The sequence below is a fragment of the Streptomyces sp. NPDC040545 genome, from assembly GCF_055595065.1.
Map to the genome: position 1 here is coordinate 196,549 of NZ_JBVIWA010000008.1, position 23,718 is coordinate 220,266.

The following is a 23,718-nucleotide window of genomic DNA, read 5'->3' on the forward strand; positions in this document are numbered from 1 at the left end:
CGCCCTGGTCCGGCCGGCCCGGCTGGTCCGTCCAGGCCCGCTGGCCCTGCTGGTCCCGCTGGTATCACTGGTCGCCTCCGATCGTCGGATACGGGAAGTTCAGGCCGGCCCACCGCCCACCACGAGCGCCTGCCCCGGCCCGGCGGGGCGTTCTCCGTGGTGCGCCGCCGCCCCCTGGTGCCCGGCGGGGCGGCGGCCCGCGGGGTCCACGCCACCCCCGGGTGCCACCGCGTTCACCCGTACCCGCTCGGGCCCGGTTCCACCGCCGCGGAGCGGACGAATGCCGTCAGGTCGGCCGCGGCGGCCCCGCACGTGCTCCGGGCGGGTTCATGGCGGCACGCTGCGGCAAATCTGACGAAGTGTCAAGAAAAGGGGTCCAGGGTGGCCTGCGCAGCGATCGATCATCCCTACGCAACAAACGACTGTCAGTGACCGATCCGCGCAACGATCGTGCGTCAATGTGCAAGGATGGTCCATTACGGGCGGTATCACTCAGCTCGTAGGCTCACTCGCTGTACGTGGAGTGGCGCGGATCGCCTGCTCGGCGGTCCCCCATGAGCAGACCCTTCTTACGACGGGCCCTGCCCTGCTCCGGATCGTCGCGGTCGACGCCTCCCCTGACCTCCCCGATCCGCAGTGACAAGGAGTCCCCTCGTGCTCGACCACGGCCAGGCGCCACCGCTCGCTTCCGAGGCCCGCAGGCCCGTCAACCCGCTGCTCCGCCGCAAGCCGGTGGAGCAGTTGGTCTCCGAGGGCGGCCAGGGTGAGGGCGGCGCGCTCAAGCGGTCGCTCACCATGTGGCAGCTGACCATGATCAGCATCGGCGCGACCCTGGGCACCGGCATCTTCGTCGTCCTCGGCGAGGCCACCCCGATCGCCGGCCCGGCCGTTTTCATCGCCTTCATCGTCGCGGGCCTGACCGCGCTCTTCTCGGCGCTCTCCTACGCCGAGCTCGCGGGCTCGATCCCCGTCTCGGGCTCCTCGTACTCCTACGCCTACGCCACCATGGGTGAGCTCATAGCCTGGGTCTGCGGCTGGTGCCTCGTCCTGGAGTACGGCGTCTCCGTCGCGGCCGTCGCCGTCGGCTGGGGCCAGTACCTCAACGAGCTGCTCGACGGCACCCTCGGCTTCACCATCCCCGAGGGCTTCTCCGCCCCGCTGGGCGAGGGCGGCTACATCAACATGCCCGCCCTGGTCGTGGTCCTGCTCTGCATGGTCTTCCTGCTCCGCGGCGCCAAGGAGAGCGCCCGGATCAACTCGATCATGGTCGGCGTCAAGATCGTGACGCTGGTGCTCTTCTGCGTCATCGGCTTCATGGGCATCAAGGCCGGCAACTACACCCCGCTGGCCCCGCTCGGCGTCACCGCGATCAGCACCGCCGCCTCCATGCTGTTCTTCTCGTACATCGGCTTCGACGCCGCCTCCACCGCCGGTGAGGAAGCCAAGAACCCGAAGAAGGACCTGCCGCGCGCGATCATGCTCTCGCTCGCCATCGTCACCGCGATCTACTGCCTCGTCGCCCTGGTCGCCGTCGGCGCCATGCCGTGGCAGGAGTTCGAGGGCAGCGAGGCCGCCCTGGCCCAGATCATGGAGAACGTCACCGGACACTCCTTCTGGAGCGTCATCCTCGCCGCGGGCGCCGTCGTCGCCATCGCCAGCGTCGTCTTCGCCGTCCTCTACGGCCAGACCCGCATCCTCTTCGCCATGTCCCGCGACGGCCTGATGCCCAAGGCCTTCGCCAAGGTCGACCCGAAGTCCGGCACCCCCCGCGTCAACACGATCATCGTCTGCCTCTTCTGCGGACTGCTCGCCGCCTTCATCCCGCTGGGTGAGCTGGCGAACGCCACCAGCATCGGCACGCTCTTCGCGTTCGCCCTGGTCAACGTGGCCGTCATCATCCTGCGCAAGACCCGTCCGGAGATGAACCGCACCTTCAAGGTCGCGCTCTTCCCCGTCACCCCGATCGTGGGCTTCCTGCTCTGCGCCTACCTGATGACGGAGCTGCCCGGAATCACCTGGCTGGTCTTCGGTGGCTGGATGGCCGTCGGGCTCGTGATCTACTTCTTCTACGGCATGCGCCGCTCCAGCCTGGCCACTGTGGCCGCCCCGGCCGCCCCGGCCGAGGAGGCCGCTGAACAGAAGTGATTCACCCCCCGTGCGACTGAACGATCTCGACGAACGCATCGTGCACGCCCTCGCCGAGGACGCCCGCCGCTCCTACGCGGACATCGGCTCCGAGGTCGGGCTCTCCGCGCCCGCCGTCAAGCGGCGCGTGGACCGGCTGCGCGCCGAAGGTGCCATCACCGGCTTCACCGTGCGCGTGGACCCGGCCGCCATGGGCTGGGAGACCGAGGGCTTCATCGAGATCTACTGTCGGCACAACACCTCGCCGGACGACATCCGGCGAGGACTGGAGCGATACCCCGAGGTGGTGTCCGCGTCGACCGTCACCGGCGACGCGGACGCCCTCGTCCAGGTCTTCGCCTCCGACATGCGCCACTTCGAGCGGGTCCTGGAACGCATCGCGGGCGAGCCCTTCGTGGAACGCACCAAGTCGGTCCTCGTCCTCTCCCCGCTCCTGCGCCGCTTCACCTCGGGCGCACCCGCTTAGGGATGTCTCCTGGCGGTCAGGCCTGCGGCGTACGCAGCCCCAGGAACAGGGGGCTGCGGCGCAGGGTGAAGCCCATCGACTCGTAGAGCCGCACGGCCCCGGTGTTCGCCGCCGCCGCGTGCAGGAACGGGCGCTCCCCGCGCTCACGGACCTCCGCCGCGACCGCGCGTATCAGCCGGGCCGCCAGCCCCCGGCCCCGGTGGTCCGGGTGGGTGCACACCGCGCTGATCTCCGACCAGCCCTCCGGCCGCATCCGCTCCCCGGCCATCGCGACCAGCCGGCCCTCGTGACGGATCCCGAGGTACGTGCCCAGCTCGACCGTCCGGTCCAGGAACGGGCCCGGCTTGGTCAGCCCCACCAGCTCCAGCATCTCCGGTACGTCCCCGGGCCCCAGCGGCACCGCCTCCGGCGCCGCCCCCGCCCGTACCCCCCGCCCGTCCAGCTGCACACCCGGAACCGTCACCAGCGTCTGCCACCCCGGCGGCGGGGTCAGCAACCCGGTCACCCAGAGCTCCTCCCCGGGACCGGCCAGCGCGGCCAGATCCGCCCACGCCCGCGGGTCCTGCGGATCGGCGAGCGCCGAGAACGGGGACGTGTCCGGCGTGTAGCGGGCCGCCAGACCCGCCGGCGCGAACTCGGCGAATCCTTGGTGCGGCCCGGTCAGCGCGGCCCAGACCGGATTGTCGAGTACTTCACTGCCGCACAGCGTGCCGCTCTCGGGGGACATGGGTGCGGGACTCCTTCCGTAGGTGACGGCGTCCGGGTCGTGACCGCCTTCTTGACGGCCCCCGGCGCCGCCACGAGACTGCGGGGGACGGCCATGACGGACAACGCCCGCCACCGGAAGCCTAACCAGCACCGGACGGGGGCGGCCGAGGACAGGACGGGGGTGGTGGCGGTGGACACGGCCCGGACGGCGGACACGCACGCCGACACGCGATCCCGGACCCTCCGGCGCTGGTGGCTCACCCGGCGCCTGCACATCGACCTCCTGCGGGTGTGCAGCGCTTTCGGCCCGCGCGGCTGACCCCTCTCAGAGACGAGTGACCCGGACCGGGCGCGCGCACGGCGCCGCCCGGGGCCCAGCAGTGTTGTCCTCCACCCCAGGAGAGTCATGTCGCACACCGTCCTGCCCCGCACCCCGTTGCCCCGCACCGGCCCGGCGTCCGCCCCGCGCGGCCGCATCGGAGCCGGTTTCTCCCCCGTACCGCACCGCTACCACCTCTATCTCCGCGCCGGCTGTCTTTCTTCGCAGCAGGTCACGGCCGCCCTCGCCGCGCTGGGCCTGACCCGCTCGATCACCGCCACCGTCCTCGGCACGGACGCCCGGGCGGCCGAGTACACCGCACTGCGCCTGGCCTACGAGGCCACCGGCCACCACTTCGACGGCGCCCTGACCGTCCCGGCCCTCGTCGACACCTGGAGCGGCCGCGTCGTCTCCGGCCACACCCCGGACATCCTCGACGACCTGCGCTTCCTGGCCTCCCACCCCGCCTTCCGCACCGACTCCTAGGAGGGCGCGCGGCAGGGGGCGTACGAGGTCCACCAGGGCGCCCGGCGGTGCCCCGCGCAACGAATCGCCGCGCCGGTCGGGGAACACGCAACGAATCGATGCGCGGAGCGCAACGCTCACGGCTTGTCCGGATCGAACGCGCGAACGTACCGTTTTATGACCCCCTCCCCGCCTGTCACAGAGGTAGCCCATGCCCCCGCTGCGCACCGCCCTCCTCCAGAGCTCCGGCGTTCTCGGCGACACCGCCGAGAACCTCAAGGCGCTCGACGAGGCAGCGGCGCGCGCCGCACAGAGCGGGGCCGGGCTGCTCGTGACCTCGGAGATGTTCCTGACCGGCTACGCGCTGGACCTCCAGGACATCCCCGGCCTCGCCGAAGCGGCCGACGGCGCCTGTGCCCAGGCCATCGGCGAGATCGCCCGCCGCCACGGGATCGCCGTCCTGTACGGCTACCCGGAGGGCGCGGACGGCGTCGTCTACAACGCCGCCCAGCTCATCGGCCCCGACGGCACGGCGCTGGCGAACTACCGCAAGACCCACCTCTTCGGCTGCTTCGAACAGGACGCCTTCACCCCCGGCGACACCCCCGTCGTCCAGGCGGACCTGAACGGCCTCCGCATCGGCATCATGATCTGCTACGACGTGGAGTTCCCGGAGAACGTCCGGGCGCACGCGCTCGCCGGCACCGACCTCCTCCTGGTGCCGACCGCACAGATGCACCCGTTCCAGTTCGTCGCCGAACAGCTCGTCCCCGTAAGGGCCTTCGAGAACCAGATGTACATCGCGTACGTCAACCGCACCGGCCCGGAAGGCGAGTTCGAGTTCGTCGGACTCAGCTGCCTGGCGAGCCCCGACGGGGTCACCCGGACCCGGGCCGGCCGCGGCGAGGAGCTGGTGTTCGGCGTGGCCGACCCCGAGCTGCTGTCGGCCTCGCGCGAGAACAACCCGTACCTGCGCGACCGCCGACCCGGGCTCTACGCCTCCCTCGTCTGAGTCCCCTTCTTCCCCCAGCCCTGCCGCAAGGAGACGTACCCCCATGACGTCCACGGTGCCCACCACCGCCGTCCCGCACAGCGACGGACAGCCGCCGATCACCATGTTCGGTCCGGACTTCCCGTACGCGTACGACGACTTCCTCGCCCACCCGGCGGGCCTCGGCCAGATACCGGCGACCGAGCTCGGCACCGAGGTCGCCGTCATCGGCGGCGGACTGTCCGGCATCATCTCCGCGTACGAGCTGATGAAGATGGGCCTCAAGCCCGTCGTCTACGAGGCCGACCAGATCGGCGGCCGCCTGCGCACCGTCGGCTTCGAGGGCGCCGAGACCGAGGGCCTCACCGCGGAGATGGGCGCCATGCGCTTCCCGCCCTCCTCCACGGCCCTGCAGCACTACATCGACCTCGTCGGCCTGGTCACGGAGCCCTTCCCGAACCCGCTCGCCGAGTCCACCCCCTCCACGGTCGTCGACCTCAAGGGCGAGACGCACTACGCCGAGACGATCGCGGACCTCCCGCAGATCTACCGCGACGTGTCCGCCGCGTGGAACGCCTGCCTCGACGAGGGCGCCGACTTCTCCGACATGAACACCGCGATGCGCGAGCGGGACGTCCCGCGCATCCGCGAGATCTGGGCCAAGCTCGTCGAGAAGCTCGACGACGAGACCTTCTACGGCTTCCTCTGCAAGTCGGAGGCCTTCAAGTCCTTCCGCAAGCGCGAGATCTTCGGCCAGGTCGGCTTCGGCACGGGCGGCTGGGACACCGACTTCCCGAACTCCATCCTGGAGATCCTGCGCGTCGTCTACACCGAGGCCGACGACCACCACCGCGGCATCGTGGGCGGCTCGCAGCAGCTGCCGCTGCGCCTGTGGGAGCGCGAGCCGGAGAAGATCGTGCACTGGGCCCAGGGCACCTCGCTGTCCTCCCTGCACGGCGGCACCCCGCGCCCGGCGGTCACCCGCCTGCACCGCACGGCCGGCAACCGCATCACGGTCACCGACTCCTCCGGCGACATCCGCACGTACCGCGCCGCGATCTTCACGGCCCAGTCCTGGATGCTCCTGTCGAAGATCGAGTGCGACGACACACTGTTCCCGATCGACCACTGGACGGCGATCGAGCGCACCCACTACATGGAGTCGTCCAAGCTGTTCGTCCCCGTCGACCGGCCGTTCTGGCTGGACAAGGACGAGGAGACCGGCCGCGACGTCATGTCGATGACGCTGACCGACCGGATGACCCGCGGCACGTACCTGCTGGACAACGGCCCGGACAAGCCCGCCGTCATCTGCCTCTCGTACACCTGGTGCGACGACAGCCTCAAGTGGCTGCCGCTGTCCGCGAACGAGCGGATGGAGGTCATGCTGAAGTCCCTCGGCGAGATCTACCCCAAGGTCGACATCCGCCGCCACATCATCGGCAACCCGGTCACCGTCTCCTGGGAGGACGAGCCCTACTTCATGGGCGCGTTCAAGGCCAACCTCCCGGGCCACTACCGCTACCAGCGCCGCCTGTTCACCCACTTCATGCAGGACCGCCTCCCCGAGGACAAGCGCGGCATCTTCCTCGCGGGCGACGACATCTCCTGGACGGCCGGCTGGGCCGAGGGCGCGGTCCAGACCGCCCTCAACGCCGTCTGGGGCGTCATGCACCACCTGGGCGGCTCCACGGACTCCACCAACCCGGGCCCGGGCGACGTCTACGACGACATCGCCCCGGTCGAACTCCCCGAGGACTGATCCTCCGGGTCCCCAGGCCACGGGCCGTCCCCGCGTGAGCAGCGCGCGGACGGCCCGTTCTCATATCCGGGGTCAGGTCAGCACTGCCAGAGCAGCGCCGCCCGCCCGCAGGGGGCGCACACGTGGACGTAGGCCCGTCCCGAGCCGAAGTTCATGGCGGTGGTGGGCTCCGGCCCCTCCCGCAGGCCGGCCACGAAGTCCATCGGCCGCGCGCAGCCGGGGCAGCCGGGCGTCTCGTCGTCCTGGAGCCAGTCCGGTTCGCCACCGAGCGAGCCGAGGACCGCCCGCCCCTCCGGTGCGGTGCCGTCCGGCGCCGCCGGGACGGGCACGGCCGCGCGGACGGCGCCCAGCCCGAGGACGTCCTCGTCCCCCTCGGGCGCCGGTACGGGCACCAGGTCCCCGGCGGGCAGCAGCAAGGCCAGGTTGCCGCCCGCGGCCGGGCTCCACTGCTCGCACCGCCCGGGCCGGTGGGCGCACATGAACAGGCTCAGCACGCCGGGCCCCGCCGGGGCCCCGTCGCCGAGAACGATCTGGGCGAGGAACTGAAGCGGTCCCGCACACACGCGGCACACCGGCCACACGGTCCCGGCGGGCGCCGTCGGCACCCCGCCGGTCCGGCTGACCAGGGCGTCCGGGGCGACCGGGCCGCCGTCGAGGAGAAGCGTCGTCATACGGCGAACCTATCCGGCGGCCCGCGACGACCCGGGGGCGGCGGGCGTCTCAGCCCCGCGGGGTCAGCAGGCAGCGGCCGACCAGGCCCACGCCCGCGTCGAGGGAGTCCGTGAACTCCTCGGCCAGTTCCGGCGCCCGGCGCAGCATCCACAGCAGCCGGGCCGCCGACCAGGCCCCGGCGCGGGCGCGCTCCAGGCTCCACGAGCCGACCAGATGGGTCAGCGGGTCGGCGATCTCCAACAGGTCCGGGCCGGGCATCAGGTCCTCCCGGATGTGCTCCTCCAGGGAGACCAGCGTGTCGCCGACCCGGTCGAAGTCCGCCTCCAGGGCCCGCGGTTCACAGTCCAGCTCACCGCACGTGGCCACCACCGCCAGCGCCAGGTCATGGCCGATGTGCGCGTTGATCCCGGCCAGCGCGTGCTGCAGCGGGCGGATTCCGGGGTGGCGGCGGTACTGCAGCAGCGGGCGCCAGCAGGCCGGGGCCCGCTCCGCCTCCACCGCCGTCAGGTACCGCTCCGCGAACCGCACGCTGAGCGTCTGCGCCCGCCGGGGCGCCGGGAAAGCGCCGTGCTCGATCCGCCGGTGCAGGGTCTCCGTCACCGTCAGGTAGACCCGGTTGAAGACGGCGACACCGTCCTGCGGCGGGAGCCGCTCCTCCAGGGCGCGCATCCGCGCCAGCACCGCTTCCATGGGGGCAGGGTCGCAGGCGCCGACGCGGATCCGGGGAACTTGGCCGTACGCTTCCCCGGTTCGGGCGAAACCCCGTCAACGGGGCTTGTCCTGGCCGTCCCCGGAGCCCTCGTCGTAGGCGGAGGTGCCCGCGTCGAGCAGGGGCTCCTGCTTGAGGTGCGCCGGGGCGAGGTAGCGCAGTGCGTGGTAGCCGGTGATCACCACGATCGTGCCCAGCGCGATGCCGCCCAGCTCGAAGGTGTCGGTGATCTGCAGCTTCACGCCGCCGATGCCGATGATGATGCCCGCCGCGGCCGGCACCAGGTTCAGCGGATTGCGCAGGTCCACCCCGCCGTTGATCCAGATCTGCGCGCCGAGCAGACCGATCATCCCGTAGAGGATGACCGTGATGCCGCCGAGCACACCGCCCGGGATCGCGGCGACGATCGCACCGAACTTGGGGCACAGCCCGAAGAGCAGCGCGAAGCCCGCGGCCGCCCAGTAGGCCGCCGTGGAGTAGACCCGGGTCGCCGCCATGACCCCGATGTTCTCGGAGTAGGTGGTGTTCGGCGGCCCGCCGACCGCCGTGGACAGCATCGACGCGGCACCGTCCGCCGCGATCGCCGTGCCCAGCTCGTCGTCGAGCGGATCGCCGGTCATCTCGCCCACGGCCTTGATGTGGCCCGCGTTCTCGGCGATCAGCGCGATCACCACCGGCAGGGCGATCAGGATCGCCGACCACTCGAAGGCGGGTGCGTGGAAGGACGGAAGCCCGATCCAGTCGGCCTTGGCGACCGCCGAGAGGTCGAGCCGCCAGTGGTCGACGGCCGCCTCCCCGCCTAGCGTCGAGTGGATCTTCCCGAAGAGCAGGTCGGAGAGCCAGGAGATCCCGTACCCGAAGAGCAGACCGAGGAAGATCGCGATGCGCGACCAGAAACCGCGCAGACACACCACGGCCGCCCCCGTGAACAGCATCGTCAGCAGCGCCGTCCACTGGTCCTGCGGCCAGTACGTGCTCGCCGTCACCGGCGCCAGGTTGAAGCCGATCAGCATCACCACCGCGCCCGTCACGATGGGCGGCATCGCCGTGTGGATCACGCGGGCGCCGAACCGCTGGACCACCAGGCCCGCCAGGAACAGCGCCACGCCCACGACGAAGACGGCGCCCGTGACCACCGCACTGTCCCCGCCCGCGGCCCGGATGGCCGCCGCGACACCGACGAAGGACAGCGAGCAGCCCAGGTACGACGGGACCCGGCCGCGCGTCGCGAGGAGGAAGATCACCGTGGCGACACCGGACATCATGATGGCCAGGTTCGGATCCAGGCCCATCAGGACCGGAGCGACGAAACTCGCGCCGAACATCGCCACGACGTGCTGCGCGCCCAGCCCGGCGGTCCGCGGCCACGACAGCCGCTCCTCCGGCCGGACCACCGCCCCGGGGGCGGGGGTCCGCCCGTCTCCGTGCAGGGTCCAGCCCACGCCGAGGCCCATGGTCCACTCCGTTTCTCCGGCTGTTGCTCACACATCGAGGCCGCAGCGCACGGGTACGTGCCGCTGCGGCCAGTCGACATGTTACGGCCGGGTTTGGGCAGGTTCGTCGAGTCCGGTGGGGCAGGCCTTCGCCGTCACCCCGCCGAGATCGCCCCCAGCCTGCCCCACCGGCGGCCCCTGGCGCAGCACCGCGGCACCGGCGATCAGCGCGAACGCCAGCAGGGTGACCAGCCCGAAGGACACCACCAGCGAGGTCGCGTCCGCCACCGCGCCGATCGCCGACGGGGCGATCAGCCCCGAGGTGTACGTGATCGTCGCGACACCCGCGATGGCCTGCGCCGGGGCCGGGCCGCTGCGCCCCGCAGCCGCGAAGGCCAGCGGGACCACCACCGCGATCCCGAGCCCGATCAGCCCGAACCCGGCCAGCGCGCCCGCCGGATGCCGGACCCCGACCACGAGCAGACCGCCCGCGGTGGCCACCACCCCGCCCGCCCGGACCGTGCGCACCGCCCCGAACCGGTCCACCACCCGGTCCCCGACCAGCCGCGCCAGGGCCATGGTGAGCGCGAAGGCGGTGGTGGAGGCCGCCGCCAGACCCGCGTCCGTGTGCAGGACGTCCCGCAGGTAGACCGCCGACCAGTCCAGGCTCGCGCCCTCCGCGAAGACCGCGCAGAACCCGACGGCCCCGATCAGCAGCGCCGACTTCGGCGGCAGCGCGAAGTGCGGCGGCGCCTGCGCCTCCTGGTCGGCCCTCAGGTCCAGCACCCCCTGTACGGCGAACAGCCCGCCCGCCGTCAGGACCAGCGCGGCGGCCAGGTGGTGCAGCCGGGCGTCGGCCCCGGTGTGCGCGGCGAGGGTGCCCGCGGCCGAGCCGAGCAGCGCGCCCACGCTCCACATGCCGTGCAGCGAGGACATGATCGAGCGGCCCAGCCGGTTCTCCGTCTCCACGCCCAGCGCGTTCATCGCCACGTCCGACATGCCGGCGGTGGCCCCGTAGACGAAGAGCACGAAGCACAGGGCGGGCAGGTTCGGGGCGAGGCTCGGCAGGATCAGCGAGAGGGTCCAGAGCGAGAGCAGGGCCCGCAGCGCCGCGCGTGCGCCGAGCCAGTGGTTGATCCGGCCCGCCAGCGGCATCGCGAGGGCCGCGCCCACGGCGGGGGCGGCCAGGGCCAGGCCCAGGGTGCCCGGGCTGAGCTGGGCGTGCTCCTGGATCCAGGGGATACGGGTGGCGAAGGAGCCGGTGACGGCACCGTGGGTGCAGAAGACGGCGGCGATGGCATAGCGGGCATGGCGCAGGCGCGCCGGGCTGAGGTCGGTGTCCCCGGTCATGACGATTAAACTATCAGGGACCCTGCCTGATAGATAATGGGCCCGACTCCCTAGGATGGGCTCCGTGACTCCTGCCCCCACCACCACCCCGGCACCGTCCCCCGCCTCGCCCAGCACGGCCCGGGCCATCAACGACCGCCTCGCCCTGCAACTCCTCCAGGAATCCGGGCCGCTGACGGCCACCCAGCTCAAAACCATGACCGGCCTCTCCCGCCCCTCGGTCGCCGACCTCGTCGACCGGCTCACCGAAGCCGGACTCATCGAGGTCGCCGGCGAATCCGGCGAACAGCGCCGCGGCCCCAACGCCAAGCTGTACGGGATCGTCGCCGACCGCGCCCACCTGGCCGCCCTCGACGTGCGCACCGACCGGGTCACCGCCGTCGTCACCGACCTCCTCGGCCGCCCCCTCGCCGAAGCCGCCCTGCCTGTCGGCGCCCCCGAGGACGCGGTGGCCGCCCTGCTGCGCACCGCACGCGAAGCCGGCGCCGCCGAGCTGCACACCGTCGTCATAGGCGCCCCGGGCCTCGTTGCCCCGGCCACCGGCGAACTCCGCGACACCAGCGGCCTCCCGGCCTGGCACCGGGACCTGGTCGCCGCCCTGCAGCGCAGCCTGCCCGCCGTGGTCGTCGTCGAGAACGAGACCAACCTGGCCGCACTCGCCGAACAGCGCCTGGGCGTGGCCCGCGACCTGGACTCCTTCGTCCTGCTGTGGCTCGGTGCGGGTGTGGGCGCGGCCGTCGTCCTGGACGGCCGGCTGCGCCGGGGCGCTTCCGGCGGGGCGGGCGAGATCGGCTTCCTCCCGGTCCCGGGCACCGCCGGGCTGCCGTCGGCCGAGGACTGCGCGGGCGGATTCCATGCCCTGGTGGGCCGCGAAGCCGTGACCGCGCTGGCGCGCGCCCACGGCTTCGCGGGCCCGGCGGAGGAGGCCGTGGCCGGAGCCGCGGGGGAGGCATTCCTCGAAGTCCTGGCCGAACGGCTCGCGCTGGGCGCGGCGGCGGCCGCGGCGATCCTGGACCCGGGCTGCGTGGTCCTGGCGGGCGAACTGGGCCGCGCAGGCGGCCCCGCCCTGGCCGCCCGGGTCGCCGACCGCGTGGCGCAACTGACCCCGGTGCCGACGGAGATCCGCGCCACGACCCTGGGCGACCCGGCGGTCCTGGCGGGAGCCGAACTGGCGGCGCGGGAGGCGGCGCAGGCGGTGCTGTTCGGGGGGTAGGGGGCGGGGTCGGGGTCGGGGCGGGCGGGGCTTCGGGGGCGGGCGGGGCGGGCGGGGTCTGGGTGGTGAGGCGGGGGCTTCGGGTAGGCGGGAGCCACTCGGGCGGTATCAGGGATGTGTATGGGGGTTTCCCGTCAGTCCCATCGTCTCTCCGGTTCGGGCCGGTCCCTCAAGGGCGCTCCTTCGTCGCGTCACTGCGTGATGGCCTGCGGCCACCCTTGACCGACCGTCCCGCCCCGGACATACGAAGACTGTCGGGAAGCCCCCAAAGGAACGGGCCGGGCACTCAAGGATCAGGACGGGCCGGTCAGAGATGCGCGAGGAGATCCCGGCGAGCACGACCGAGAGGCGGGGCCCATCACAGATCATGGCCCGTGTCGGGGGAGGCGCGTCCGATCGTTGCGCGCTTCTCATCTCTCAGCGTCCGACGACCGTCCTGGGCTGGGCATAGGCCGCCCACGACCCGTAGGCGCTCCTCGTGGGAGGCGTCCGGCGGCTGACCGGGGTGGGAAGGCGTGAAACTGCGGCTATTTCGTCGTGGATGCGGGTCAGCGCACGTGGGTGGCCCGAAAGGCCGACCGTTTGCCCCAATTACCCCTGTTCGGGTGTGAGCTTGTGGGGTGATGCTCGCGTTGACCCGGCTCCACGACGGAATAGCCGAGCTGTCGGCCGTCCGTCGCTCTCAGCGGCTCTCATCAGCCCCTGACGGCCGTCGGTCGCGGTCGTGCAGAAGCGCGTAGCGATCTGAGGCGGCCTATGTCCAGCCCAGGACGGTCGTCGGACGCTGAGACGTCAGGAGCGCGTAGCGATTGGACGCGCTCCCCCGACCCGGGCCCTGGTCTGTGATGGGCCCCGCCTCTCGGCCGTGCCCACCCGGATCTCCCTGGGCATCTCTGACCGCCCCGTCCTCGTCCTTGAACACCCGGCCCGTTCTTTGGGGGTTTCCCGGCAGTCTTCGTATGTCCGGGGCGGGACGGTCGGTCAAGGGTGGAGCGCAGCGACATCGCGAAGCGACGCGAGGAACGAGCGCCCTTGAGGGACCGGCCCGAACCGGAGAGACGATGGGACTGACGGGAAACCCCCATACACATCCCTGATACCGCCCGAGTGGCTCCCGCCCACCCACACCCCCGCCGCGCTTCTCCGATTCCGCCCGGCCACCGCCCCCGCCCCCGGAACCCCCGCCCCGCCCCTACCGACCCCGCCCCCTACCGACCCCGCCCCCTACCGACCCCGCCCCGCCGCGAACTGCGCGAACGTGAGGTGGCCCACCGCGTGGGACGGGGTCAGGTGGCCGCCGCGCTTGAAGCCCGCGTAGGCCTTGCCCGCCAGGGGGACGGGGATCACCCGGCGGTGGCGGCCCGTCGCGGTCAGGTAGGTGCGGGCCAGGTCCGGCAGGGTGTGGATCTCCGGGCCGCCCATGTCCGGGACCCGGCCCGACGGAGTCGGGGCGGCCAGGTCCGCCAGGCGGTCCGCGACCTCCCCGACTGCGATCGGCTGGACCCGTACCCCGCCGGGCATGGGCACCGGCACGAGCGGCAGCTTCGCCGCCGTGTCCACCAGCTGCGCGACCAGGTCGTGGAACTGCGTCGTGCGCAGGATGGTCAGGCCCAGCCCGGACGCCTCCAGCAGCCGCTCGACCTTCAGCTTCGTCCGGTAGTAGCCGAGCGGCACCACGTCCACCCCGACGATCGAGATGTAGACGATGTTGGTGACGGTCCCCGCCCGCCGGGCCGCGTCGATGAGGTGACGGGTGGCGGTGTCGTCGTCCTTGCCTCCGGCGCGCGTGTTGCTCGCGCAGTGCACGATCACCTCCGCGCCCGCCGTCGCCGCGTCCAGCCCGCTGCCGTCCAGCAGGTCGACCGGGTACTCCGGGGCGTGCCGGCTCAGCGCGCGGACCTCGTGGCCCGCGCGCCGGAGCCGGTCCACGACCAGCGCGCCGAGGGTGCCGGTGCCGCCGGTGACGAGGATGGTGCTCATGGGGTCCGCCTTTCGCCGATGTGCTTCCTTCAGCCTTCAGCAGCGGAGACCGGACGGCCCTCAGGAATGTGACAGCTGCCGCTGGAGGAATTCCAGCTTCTCCGGGTTGAGTACCGTGCTCAGCCCGCTGACCAGCCCGTTCTCGAATTCCACCAGAAGAACGGCCGTCCCGCCGAAGAGCAGCGCCGGTACCCCGTTGACCTCTGCGACGCTGACCGGCAGGTCCCCGGCGAACTTCTTGAGCACCCCGATCGCGAACCGGGCCACCTTCTCCCGCCCCAGGATCGGCCGCAGCGCCGCGTTGACCACGCCGCCGCCGTCGGAGACGAACCGGACGTCGGCCGTCAGCAGCCCCTCCAGCCGGGCCAGGTCCCCGCCGCGCGCCGCCGTCATGAAGGTTTCCACGAGGCTCTGCCACCGTTCGGGGTCCGGTGCGAAGCGCGGCTCCGGCGCGGCCGGCCGGTCCGTGGCCACCCGGGCGGCCGCCCGCCGGTAGAGCTGCCGGCAGTTGGCCTCGGTGAGGTCCAGGAGTCCGGCGATCTCCCGGTGGCTGTAGGCGAAGGCCTCACGCAGGACGTAGACCGCCCGTTCCACCGGCGTGAGCTGTTCCAGCAGCACCAGCAGGGCCATGGACACACTGTCCCGCTGTTCCGCGGACTCCAGCGGGCCCAGGGTCCCGTCCCCGGTGAGGACGGGCTCCGGGAGCCAGGGGCCGACGTACGCCTCGCGCCGGACCCGCGCCGAGGTGAGGGTGTTGAGGCACAGGTTCGTGACGACCTTGGCGAGCCAGGCGCCAGGGTGCTCGATCTCCTCGCGGTCCGCGGACGCCCAGCGCAGGTACGCCTCCTGCACGGTGTCCTCGGCCTCCGCGGCGGACCCGAGCATGCGGTAGGCGATGCCGAACATCCGGGGACGGTTTTCCTCGAAGTCCGCGTCGGACGCGGTGATGTGTGTGATCACCGGTGCAGCGTACGAGGCCGGGTGCGCGCGGAACGAGCGAGGACCCGGTGGCCGCCGGGCCACCGGGTCCTCACGTTCACCCATGGGTCAGGGTGCAGGGGTCAGCAGGCGCCCTGGTCCTTCCAGACACCCCATTCACCGGTGGTGCCGGGCTCTTCGTTCTGCGTCCACCACTGGGCCTTCCAGTTGCGGCCCTTGTGGGAGACGACGTTGCCGCTGTTGTAGATCGTGCCCGCCACGTACGCCGGGTTGCTGCAGGTCCCGCCCGGCGGCGTGGTCGGCGGGGTCGTGGGGGGCGTGGTCGGCGGGGTGGTCGGGGGAGTGGTGGGGGGCTGGGTGCCGCCGCCGGGCTGGACCGTCGTCGTACCGCGGGCCAGGTCGCCGGTGAGGGCGTAGGTGGTGCCGGAGATCTTCACCGTCCAGTTGGAGGGCGTGGACACCGGCAGGTAGTAGTTGAACGCCAGGTCGACGGAGGCGCCGGGGGCCAGGGTCTGCCAGGCCGGGAGCTTCAGGGAGACCCGCTGGAAGTCGCCCTTCAGGCCGCCGATGTTGGTGCCGGTGTGGCCGCTGCTGATCACGGTCGTGCCGAAGCCCGACTGGTCGGAGGCGTTGTTCGGGGCCGAGGTGCCGTAGTCGAACTGGAACTCGGTGCCGCCGGGCAGCGTGGTGTTCGTGTTGTTGGTGATCTTCAGCTTCGGGGTGAGCGGGTAGTTGGAGTCGCCCAGCTTGAACTCGGTGAACTCCGTCCTGATGTCCACGGCCTGGGTGGGCGGGGCGGTGGTGCCCGCCTTCTTCGCGCCGTAGGGGGAGGCCGACCTGAACTTCTGGTACATCGTGTCGGTGAGCGTGTCGCCCATCTCGTACTGGCCCTTGGCCGCGTTGTACGCGTAGTCGCCCGCGAGCTCCCAGACCATCGTGCCGCCGATGCCCTTGTCGATCACGTAGTCGGCCTTGGCGGCCACCGACTGCTCGTCCTCCGTGGAGAGGAAGACCTTCTTCTGCGCGTTCCACAGCCACGGCGCCACCAGGGTGGAGTCGTACTTGCGGACGTAGGCGCCGGTCAGCGTGGTGTTCGCCGGGAAGCCGTACTTGGTGACGTAGTCGCCTACGACGCCCTTCTCCAGGTTCTTGGCGTGCCACATCGGGTTGGAGCCCGCCGGGGACTCGGCCCCGTTGGTGTCCTTGTCGTGCCACAGGTTGTCGATGCCGACCGCGCCGTCGCCGCACTTGGCCAGGCCCGCTCCGGCCGGGCAGGTGGTCGCGGGGGCCTTGCCCCACAGGCCGTCGGTGCCGCCCTGCACGTTCTTGAAGCCGCGGGTGTAGTAGGGCAGGCCGATGTTGATCCGGCCGCCCGGCATGGAGCCGCGGAAGTAGTGGTACGCCCAGTCGGTGTTGAGGTAGCCGATGCCGCCGTACTGGGAGGTGGAGTAGACGCCGGCGGCGGCGAGTTCGCCGTCCTTGCCGTCGTCGAAGAGCGAGGCGTTGGGGCCGACGTACTCGTTCCAGGCGCCGTGCAGGTCGTAGGACATGATGTTGACGTAGTCCAGGTACTTCTGGACCTGGAACGTCTCCATGCCCCGCAGCAGGTAGCCGGAGGAGGGGGCGGCGACGGAGAGCAGGTAGTGCTTGCCGTCGGCGGCGCCCGCGCGGTCGAGCTTCTCACGCAGGGACTTCATCAGGGCCGCGTAGCCCTGGACGAGGCCGGCCCGGCGGGCGTTGGCCAGCTGCCAGTCCAGCGGGTTGCCGGCGTCCTTCATGGTGGTCGGGTACTCGTAGTCGATGTCGACGCCGTTGAACCCGTACGTGCGGATGAACTCGACCGAGGAGTCGGCGAAGGTGTCGATGCCGGCCTGGTTGACCGAGCCGTCGGCGTTCGTGGCCATCGAGTAGAAGCCGCCGGAGGCGACCCGGTTGCCGTCGTCACCGAAGTAGCCGCCGGTCTCCGCCCAGCCGCCGACCGAGATCAGCGTCTTGACGTTCGGGTACTGCTTCTTGAACTTCGTCAGCTGGTTGAAGTGGCCCTTGTAGGGGAGGGCCGGGTCCATCTCGGCGCCGGCGACGCCGGGCCAGGTCATCCCGGTGGCGGCGTTGTTCGCGCCGTCCGAGCCGACGGAGATCTTGTTGTCTGCGCCCACGTGGGCGAAGGCGTAGTTCAGGTGGGTGACCTTGGACCACGGGATGCTGTTGGCGAGGTAGGCGGGGGCGCCGTCCTTGCCGGTGCGCCAGCCGGTGAAATATCCGATGACGCGGCGCTGGTGGTCGGCGCCCATCTTCTCCCGGCCTTCGGTGTCGTAGACCGAGCAGTAGGGGACGTCGACGCCGGCGGTCTTGTACAGCCCGTCGGGGCGACAGCCCTCGTTGTCGGCCGCGTGCGAGACGCCCGCCGAGAGCCCGCCCACCAGGAGTCCGGCGATCGCTGCGCCGGATGCCAGGACCATCGCTCTCGTACGTGTGGGGGACGGCATTGTGCCTCCTGGGGAGGGGAGGATGCAGGACACAACTGGACACAGGATGAAGCAACAGGTGTGGTGCGGAAGCGTGTTGGCCCGTGACGTGCGCACATCTGACGGGCCGTTCCCGGGAAGATGAAGGGAACGTTAAGAGGACTAGACCACCCCGTCAATAGGTCTGGACCAACCGGCCCGACTTGACAAAGTCCGCATCGGCGGTGACCCCCCTGTGAGCCAGGCCACACCACATCACCCGCATGGCACCCGATCACCCGTGGCAGACTGGCGGGAGTACCAGTAGCAGCGCACTCCGGGGTCGGTGTAATTCCGAACCGGCGGTTATAGTCCGCGACCCGTCCGCAGCCAGCGGCCGGTTGACCAGGTGAGATTCCTGGACCGACGGTTAAAGTCCGGATGGGAGGCAGTGCGCGGCGGGCCAGTCACCGGTACGCCGCCGTCGGCGGTTCGTCGGCATATCCCTGCGGATGTGCCTGGTCGAACCGTTTTTCCGACCTCGGCGTCCCCTGTGCGCTGTACCGCTTCATCTGTCGTATCCCGACAGGCCCCGGAGTCCGTGCCCGATGAGGCAGGAGGACCCGGTGGCGACACACGCCGCGCACGCAGCACCCGACGCGGACACCCGTGCCATGCGCCGAGCCGTCGAGCTCGCGGCCCGCGGACTCGGTTCCACCAGCCCCAACCCGGTCGTCGGATGCGTCATCACCGACGCCTCGGGCGAGATCGCCGGCGAGGGCTGGCACGAACGGGCCGGCGGCCCGCACGCCGAGGTCCACGCCCTGCGCGCGGCAGGCGAGGCCGCCCGCGGCGGCACCGCCTACGTCACCCTCGAACCCTGCAACCACACCGGCCGTACGGGGCCCTGCGCCCAGGCCCTCGCAGGCGCCGGGATCACCCGCGTGGTCTACGCCGTCTCCGACCCGAACCCGCAGGCCAGCGGCGGTGCCGCCACCCTGCGCGCGGCCGGGATCGACACCACGGCCGGGCTCCTCGCGGACGAGGCCGAGGCGGGCAACGCCGCCTGGCTGACCTCCGTACGCCTGGGCCGCCCGCACGTCACCTGGAAGTACGCCGCCACCCTCGACGGCCGCAGCGCCGCCGCGGACGGCAGCAGCCGCTGGATCAGCTCCGCCGAGTCCCGGGCCGACGTCCACCGGCTGCGCGCCGAGAGCGACGCCGTCCTCGTCGGCGGCGGCACCCTGCGCGCCGACGACCCGCACCTCGCCGTCCGCGGCGTCGAGGGCGCCACGCAGCCCCTGCGGATCGCCCTCGACACCCGCGCCGCGCTCCGGCCGACCGCCCGCATCCTCGACGACGCCGCGCCCACCCTGCTCGTCGTCGGCGAGGACGCCGACACCCGGCACCTGCCCGGCGTCGAACTGCTCCGGCTGCCCCTGCACGACGGCCGCATCGGCGTCCACGACCTCCTCACCCGCCTGTTCCGGCGCGGCGTGCGCTCCGTCCTGCTGGAAGGCGGGCCCACGCTGGCCGGCGCCTTCCTCGAGGACGGCGCCGTCGACCGCGTCATCGGCTACATCGCCCCGGCCCTGCTCGGCGCCGGCCCCGCGGCCCTCGCCGACGCCGGGATCACGAACATCTCCGCTGCGCAGCGCCTCGACATCACCGAGGCCGTCCGCATCGGCCCCGATCTCCGCATCACCGCAGTTCCCGTCCCCGTCACCGCCACCACCGCCACCAAGGAGCACTGAGTGTTCACCGGAATCGTCGAAGAACTGGGCGAGGTCGCCGCTGTCGAGCAGCTTGAGGAAGCCTCCCGCTTCCGGCTGAGCGGCCCCCTCGTCACCGAAGGCGCCAAGCACGGTGACTCCATCGCGGTCAACGGCGTCTGCCTCACCGTCGTGGAGACCGCGGACGGCGAGTTCACCGCCGACGTCATGCAGGAGACCCTGAACCGCTCCAGCCTCGGCGCCCTGACCAAGGGCTCCCGGGTCAACCTGGAGCGCCCGATGGCCCTCGGCGGACGGCTCGGCGGCCACCTGGTCCAGGGGCACGTGGACGGCACCGGCGAGATCATCTCCCGGACCCCCTCCGAGCACTGGGAGATCGTCAAGGTCGCCCTGCCCGCCAACCTCTCCCGCTACGTCGTCGAGAAGGGCTCCATCACGGTCGACGGCGTCAGCCTCACCGTGGTCGAGGCCGCCGCCGACTGGTTCACCATCAGCCTCATCCCCACCACGCTCGCGCTGACCACCCTCGGCATCAAGCAGAGCGGCGACCCGGTCAACCTGGAGGTCGACGTCCTCGCGAAGTACGTCGAGCGCCTGCTGGCCGCCGGCGTGAACCCGCTCCACGCGACGGGAGACGACCGGTGAGCGCCCTGACCTGGCTCAACGCAGAAGCCTTCACCGTCTTCGGCCAGAAGGTCATCTGGTCCGACATGATCGGCAACCTGATGGGCCTGGCCGCGCTCGCGCTCGGCTGGCGCCGCTCCATATGGACCTGGCCCGCCCAGCTCCTCTCCGGCCTGATCCTCATCGCCGCCTACGCCTCCGCCCACCTCGCCGGCGGCGTCGGCAAGCAGCTCCTCGTCATCGGCGTGGCCGTGTGGGGCTGGCGCGCCTGGCAGCTCGGGCGCCAGAAGGCCCAGGACGGCTCCATCGCCGTGCGCACCGCCACCTGGAAGGAGCGCGGACTGCTCCTGGCCGGCGGGGCGCTCGGCACCCTCGCCGTCGGCGGCCTCTTCACGCTCTTCCCGAACCTCTCGTGGAGCCCGTGGGCCGACGCGTACATCTTCGTCGGCACCATCGTCGCGATGGTCGCCCAGGCCCGCGGCCTCGTCGAGTTCTGGTTCGCCTGGCTCCTCGTCGACCTGGTCGGCGTCCCCCTCGCCTTCAACAACGGACTGGCCTTCTCCGGCCTCGTCTACGTCGTGTACTTCGCTCTCGTGCTGTGGGGCGCCTACGACTGGTACCAGCGTTCTCGCACCAACCCCGCCCAGGCCCTGGAAGGAGCAACGGCATGACCACCCTCAAGCCCGTGCCCGACATCCCCGAAGAGACCTTCCGCCTCGACCCCGTCGAGCAGGCCATCCGTGACATCGCGGCGGGCCGCCCCGTCGTCGTCGTCGACGACGAGGACCGCGAGAACGAGGGCGACCTCGTCATCGCCGCCGAGAAGGCCACCCCCGAGATCGTCGCCTTCATGATGAGCGAGTGCCGCGGCCTGATCTGCGCCCCCATGGAGGGCCCCGAGCTGGACCGGCTCGAACTCCCGCAGATGGTCCAGAACAACACCGAGTCGATGAAGACCGCCTTCACCGTCTCCGTCGACGCGAGCGCCGCCCACGGCGTCTCCACCGGCATCTCGGCCGCCGACCGGGCCACCACCCTGCGCCTGCTCGCCGACGGGGTCTCCGAGCCCGGTGACTTCGTCCGCCCCGGCCACATCTTCCCGCTGCGCGCCAAGCCCGGCGGCGTCCTGGTCCGCAACGGCCACACCGAGGCCGCCGTGGACCTCGCCCGCCTCGCGGGCCTGCGCCCGGCCGGAGCCATCGTGGAGATCGCCGGCGAGGACGGCGTCATGCTGCGCCTGCCCGAGCTGATCCCCTTCGCCCGCAAGCACGGCCTGACGATCATTTCCATCGAGGACCTGATCGCCTACCGCCGCTCCGCCGAGCCCACCGTGCGCCGCGAGGCCGAGGTCAGCCTGCCGACCGCCTTCGGCGAGTTCACCGCCTACGGCTACCGCTCCACCGTCGACGGAGTCGAGCACGTCGCCCTCGTCCACGGCGAGATCGGCGACGGCACCGACATGCTGGTCCGCATGCACTCCGAGTGCCTGACCGGCGACATCTTCGCCTCCCAGCGCTGCGACTGCGGCCCCCAGCTGCATGCCTCCATGGAACGCATCAAGACCGAGGGCCGCGGCGTCGTCGTCTACCTGCGCGGCCACGAGGGCCGCGGCATCGGACTCCTGTCCAAGCTGCGCGCGTACGAGCTCCAGGAGCGCGGCCGCGACACCCTCGACGCCAACCTGGAGCTCGGCCTGCCCGCCGACGCCCGCGACTACGGCGCCGGCGCCCAGATCCTCGCCGACCTCGGCGTGCACGACGTCCGGCTGATGACCAACAACCCCGAGAAGTCCGACGCCCTCGTCCGGCACGGCATCACGGTGACCAGCCGGGAGCCGATGCCGATGGAGGCCGGCGAGCACAATCTGCGGTACCTGCGCACCAAGCGGGACCGGATGGGTCACGACCTGCCCTGGCTGGACGGGCCCGTGACCACCTCCGCCTGCGGCAACCAGTAGGCGCGCACCACCACCCGTACACACATCCACCACCCACCCCACCCCATCACGAACCACCGAGGAGCAGAGCTGTGAGCGGCAAGGGCGCACCCGAACTGAGCGTGAAGAACTGCGGAGACCTCCGAGTCGCCGTGATCGCGGCCCAGTGGCACGAGAAGGTCATGGACGGACTGGTCGACGGAGCCCTGCGGGCCCTGCACGAGCTGGGCATCGACGAGCCCACCCTGCTCCGGGTCCCCGGCAGCTTCGAGCTCCCGGTCGTGGCGAAGGTACTGGCCGGTCGCGGTTACGATGCCATCGTCGCCCTCGGAGTGGTCATCCGCGGCGGCACCCCGCACTTCGACTACGTCTGCCAGGGCGTCACCCAGGGCCTGGTACAGGTGTCGATCGACACCGGAGTCCCCGTCGGCTTCGGAGTACTGACCTGCGACAACGACGAGCAGGCGCTGGACCGCGCCGGGCTCGAGGGGTCGAACGAGGACAAGGGGCACGAAGCGGTCACCGCCGCCGTCTCCACCGCCATGACCCTGCGGACCGTCAGCGAACCCTGGCGCTGAGTGGCGACGGGGAACCCCGTATTCTGAGGACCATCATGGCTGACAAGACCCCCAAGACCTTCGAGGAGCTCTTCACCGAGCTCCAGCGCAAGGCCGCCGAAGGCGACCCCAGCACCTCCCGCACCGCCGAGCTCGTCCACAAGGGCGTCCATGCCATCGGCAAGAAGGTCGTCGAGGAGGCCGCAGAGGTCTGGATGGCCGCCGAGTACGAGGGCAACGAAGCCGCCGCCGAGGAGATCTCCCAGCTGCTCTACCACGTCCAGGTGATGATGGTGGCGCGCGGGATCTCCCTCGACGACGTCTACGCCCACCTCTGAGTCCGGCACGCACACCCGTCCGTAATCCCGTAATCCACGCACCAAAGGAAGCCCCATGCTGCGCATCGCCGTCCCCAACAAGGGTTCACTCTCCGGACCGGCGTCGGCGATGCTCCATGAGGCCGGCTACCGGATGCGCAAGGAGTCCAAGGAGCTCGTGGTCGTCGACCCCGAGAACGAGGTGGAGTTCTTCTACCTCCGTCCCAAGGACATCGCGATCTACGTCTCCTCGGGCAAGCTCGACATCGGCATCACCGGCCGCGACCTGCTGCTCGACTCCGGCGCCAGCGCCGAGGAGATCCTGCCGCTGAACTTCGGCCGCTCCACCTTCCGCTACGCCACCACCCCCGGCACGGCGAAGGGCCCCGAGGACTTCAGCGGGATGACGATCGCGACCTCGTACGAGGGAATCGTCGCCAAGCACCTCGCCGAGAAGGGCATCGACGCCTCCGTCGTGCACCTCGACGGCGCGGTCGAGACCGCCATCCAGCTCGGCGTCGCCCAGATCATCGCGGACGTCGTCGAGACCGGCACCAGCCTGCGCAACGCCGGCCTGGAGGTCATCGGCGAGCCGATCCTCACCTCCGAGGCCGTCGTCATCCGCGGCAACGGCGCCGACGCCGGCGACCCGCAGGTCCAGCAGTTCCTGCGCCGCCTGCAGGGCGTCCTGGTGGCCCGCAGCTACGTGATGATGGACTACGACTGCCGCGCCGAGCACCTGGAGCGCGCGGTCGCCCTCACCCCCGGCCTGGAGTCGCCGACCGTCTCCCCGCTGCACAACGAGGGCTGGGTCGCCGTCCGCGCGATGGTCCCCGCCAAGGAAGCGCAGCGGATCATGGACGACCTGTACGAGCTCGGCGCGCGCGCGATCCTCACCACCTCGATCCACGCCTGCCGCCTCTAGGGGGTCCGGCGTGCCGCACCCCGGCATGCC

At 71.5% G+C, this 23,718-nt stretch carries 22 protein-coding genes and 1 riboswitch; of the genes, 14 read left to right on the forward strand and 8 right to left on the reverse strand.

Annotated elements, in window-relative coordinates; translation table 11 throughout:
• Nucleotides 1-654: 654 nt before the first annotated feature.
• Together ACZ573_RS18305 and ACZ573_RS18310 are read left to right on the forward strand one after the other, a co-directional pair.
• Nucleotides 655-2,145 carry an amino acid permease gene (locus ACZ573_RS18305; RefSeq protein ID WP_471304990.1) on the forward strand — a complete coding sequence of 497 codons (1,491 nt, stop codon included), beginning with the start codon at nucleotides 655-657 and terminating at the stop codon, nucleotides 2,143-2,145.
• A gap of 10 nt (nucleotides 2,146-2,155) precedes the next feature.
• Nucleotides 2,156-2,611, forward strand: coding sequence for an Lrp/AsnC family transcriptional regulator (locus ACZ573_RS18310; RefSeq protein WP_007262967.1), 456 nt, complete (start codon nucleotides 2,156-2,158; stop codon nucleotides 2,609-2,611).
• 16 nt (nucleotides 2,612-2,627) lie between these two features.
• Here ACZ573_RS18310 and ACZ573_RS18315 read toward each other — a convergent pair whose 3' ends face one another.
• A complete protein-coding gene (locus ACZ573_RS18315; RefSeq protein WP_471304993.1) occupies nucleotides 2,628-3,338 on the reverse strand; it encodes a GNAT family N-acetyltransferase in 711 nt (236 codons plus the stop codon).
• 93 nt (nucleotides 3,339-3,431) lie between these two features.
• Here ACZ573_RS18315 and ACZ573_RS18320 point away from each other — a divergent pair, with 93 nt between their 5' ends.
• The 4 genes from ACZ573_RS18320 (at nucleotide 3,432) to ACZ573_RS18335 (ending at nucleotide 6,856) form a co-directional block, all read left to right on the forward strand.
• Nucleotides 3,432-3,638, forward strand: coding sequence for a hypothetical protein (locus ACZ573_RS18320; RefSeq protein ID WP_471304996.1), 207 nt, complete (start codon nucleotides 3,432-3,434; stop codon nucleotides 3,636-3,638).
• Between the two features lie 87 nt (nucleotides 3,639-3,725).
• Nucleotides 3,726-4,124 carry a hypothetical protein gene (locus tag ACZ573_RS18325; RefSeq protein WP_471304998.1) on the forward strand — a complete coding sequence of 133 codons (399 nt, stop codon included), beginning with the start codon at nucleotides 3,726-3,728 and terminating at the stop codon, nucleotides 4,122-4,124.
• Nucleotides 4,125-4,314: 190 nt separating this feature from the next.
• Complete coding sequence (locus ACZ573_RS18330; RefSeq protein WP_471305000.1) at nucleotides 4,315-5,115, forward strand: carbon-nitrogen hydrolase family protein; 801 nt, start codon at nucleotides 4,315-4,317, stop codon at nucleotides 5,113-5,115.
• Nucleotides 5,116-5,158: 43 nt separating this feature from the next.
• Nucleotides 5,159-6,856 (forward strand): flavin monoamine oxidase family protein, encoded by a 1,698-nt coding sequence (locus ACZ573_RS18335; protein ID WP_301372440.1) that lies wholly within the window; start codon nucleotides 5,159-5,161, stop codon nucleotides 6,854-6,856.
• A 77-nt stretch (nucleotides 6,857-6,933) separates the two neighbouring features.
• Here the strand turns inward: ACZ573_RS18335 and ACZ573_RS18340 are convergent, their stop codons facing one another.
• The 4 genes from ACZ573_RS18340 to ACZ573_RS18355 all read right to left on the reverse strand — a co-directional run bounded on the left by ACZ573_RS18340 (nucleotide 6,934) and on the right by ACZ573_RS18355 (nucleotide 11,020).
• Nucleotides 6,934-7,527: a hypothetical protein gene (locus ACZ573_RS18340; protein WP_471305002.1), complete on the reverse strand. Its 594-nt coding sequence runs from the start codon at nucleotides 7,525-7,527 to the stop codon at nucleotides 6,934-6,936.
• Nucleotides 7,528-7,576: 49 nt separating this feature from the next.
• On the reverse strand, nucleotides 7,577-8,218 hold the full coding sequence (locus ACZ573_RS18345; RefSeq protein ID WP_471305004.1) for a DUF5995 family protein: 642 nt from the start codon (nucleotides 8,216-8,218) through the stop codon (nucleotides 7,577-7,579).
• A 75-nt stretch (nucleotides 8,219-8,293) separates the two neighbouring features.
• Nucleotides 8,294-9,691 carry a uracil-xanthine permease family protein gene (locus tag ACZ573_RS18350; RefSeq protein ID WP_471305007.1) on the reverse strand — a complete coding sequence of 466 codons (1,398 nt, stop codon included), beginning with the start codon at nucleotides 9,689-9,691 and terminating at the stop codon, nucleotides 8,294-8,296.
• 81 nt (nucleotides 9,692-9,772) lie between these two features.
• Nucleotides 9,773-11,020 (reverse strand): MFS transporter, encoded by a 1,248-nt coding sequence (locus tag ACZ573_RS18355; protein ID WP_471305009.1) that lies wholly within the window; start codon nucleotides 11,018-11,020, stop codon nucleotides 9,773-9,775.
• Between the two features lie 55 nt (nucleotides 11,021-11,075).
• On the opposite strand from ACZ573_RS18355, the gene ACZ573_RS18360 reads away from it, so the two are divergent.
• On the forward strand, nucleotides 11,076-12,233 hold the full coding sequence (locus ACZ573_RS18360; RefSeq protein ID WP_471305012.1) for an ROK family transcriptional regulator: 1,158 nt from the start codon (nucleotides 11,076-11,078) through the stop codon (nucleotides 12,231-12,233).
• A 1,224-nt stretch (nucleotides 12,234-13,457) separates the two neighbouring features.
• Here the strand turns inward: ACZ573_RS18360 and ACZ573_RS18365 are convergent.
• The 3 genes from ACZ573_RS18365 to ACZ573_RS18375 all read right to left on the reverse strand — a co-directional run bounded on the left by ACZ573_RS18365 (nucleotide 13,458) and on the right by ACZ573_RS18375 (nucleotide 17,638).
• Nucleotides 13,458-14,213 carry an SDR family oxidoreductase gene (locus ACZ573_RS18365; protein WP_471305015.1) on the reverse strand — a complete coding sequence of 252 codons (756 nt, stop codon included), beginning with the start codon at nucleotides 14,211-14,213 and terminating at the stop codon, nucleotides 13,458-13,460.
• Between the two features lie 60 nt (nucleotides 14,214-14,273).
• Entirely contained in the window at nucleotides 14,274-15,173 is a 900-nt protein-coding gene (locus tag ACZ573_RS18370) for an RNA polymerase sigma-70 factor (protein ID WP_471305018.1), read from the reverse strand.
• A gap of 101 nt (nucleotides 15,174-15,274) precedes the next feature.
• On the reverse strand, nucleotides 15,275-17,638 hold the full coding sequence (locus ACZ573_RS18375) for a chitinase C-terminal domain-containing protein (RefSeq protein WP_471305020.1): 2,364 nt from the start codon (nucleotides 17,636-17,638) through the stop codon (nucleotides 15,275-15,277).
• A 286-nt stretch (nucleotides 17,639-17,924) separates the two neighbouring features.
• Nucleotides 17,925-18,055: riboswitch (FMN riboswitch) on the forward strand.
• 149 nt (nucleotides 18,056-18,204) lie between these two features.
• On the opposite strand from ACZ573_RS18375, the gene ribD reads away from it, so the two are divergent.
• The 7 genes from ribD to hisG all read left to right on the forward strand — a co-directional run bounded on the left by ribD (nucleotide 18,205) and on the right by hisG (nucleotide 23,688).
• The gene (ribD, locus tag ACZ573_RS18380; RefSeq protein ID WP_471305023.1) at nucleotides 18,205-19,350 is read left to right on the forward strand and encodes a bifunctional diaminohydroxyphosphoribosylaminopyrimidine deaminase/5-amino-6-(5-phosphoribosylamino)uracil reductase RibD; all 1,146 of its coding nucleotides are present in this window, start codon (nucleotides 18,205-18,207) and stop codon (nucleotides 19,348-19,350) included.
• Nucleotides 19,351-19,974, forward strand: a complete 624-nt coding sequence (locus ACZ573_RS18385; RefSeq protein ID WP_471305026.1) for a riboflavin synthase — start codon at nucleotides 19,351-19,353, stop codon at nucleotides 19,972-19,974.
• Nucleotides 19,971-20,624 carry a nicotinamide mononucleotide transporter family protein gene (locus ACZ573_RS18390; RefSeq protein ID WP_471305029.1) on the forward strand — a complete coding sequence of 218 codons (654 nt, stop codon included), beginning with the start codon at nucleotides 19,971-19,973 and terminating at the stop codon, nucleotides 20,622-20,624. The genes ACZ573_RS18385 and ACZ573_RS18390 overlap by 4 nt, the downstream gene beginning before the upstream one ends.
• Nucleotides 20,621-21,910, forward strand: coding sequence for a bifunctional 3,4-dihydroxy-2-butanone-4-phosphate synthase/GTP cyclohydrolase II (locus tag ACZ573_RS18395; RefSeq protein WP_471305032.1), 1,290 nt, complete (start codon nucleotides 20,621-20,623; stop codon nucleotides 21,908-21,910). Before ACZ573_RS18390 ends, ACZ573_RS18395 begins: the two co-directional genes overlap by 4 nt.
• 71 nt (nucleotides 21,911-21,981) lie before the next feature.
• The gene (gene ribH / locus ACZ573_RS18400; RefSeq protein WP_007262951.1) at nucleotides 21,982-22,467 is read left to right on the forward strand and encodes a 6,7-dimethyl-8-ribityllumazine synthase; all 486 of its coding nucleotides are present in this window, start codon (nucleotides 21,982-21,984) and stop codon (nucleotides 22,465-22,467) included.
• A 35-nt stretch (nucleotides 22,468-22,502) separates the two neighbouring features.
• Nucleotides 22,503-22,784 carry a phosphoribosyl-ATP diphosphatase gene (locus ACZ573_RS18405; RefSeq protein WP_471305035.1) on the forward strand — a complete coding sequence of 94 codons (282 nt, stop codon included), beginning with the start codon at nucleotides 22,503-22,505 and terminating at the stop codon, nucleotides 22,782-22,784.
• Nucleotides 22,785-22,839: 55 nt separating this feature from the next.
• Nucleotides 22,840-23,688, forward strand: coding sequence for an ATP phosphoribosyltransferase (gene hisG, locus ACZ573_RS18410; protein ID WP_314253695.1), 849 nt, complete (start codon nucleotides 22,840-22,842; stop codon nucleotides 23,686-23,688).
• The last annotated feature ends 30 nt before the right edge of the window (nucleotides 23,689-23,718 follow it).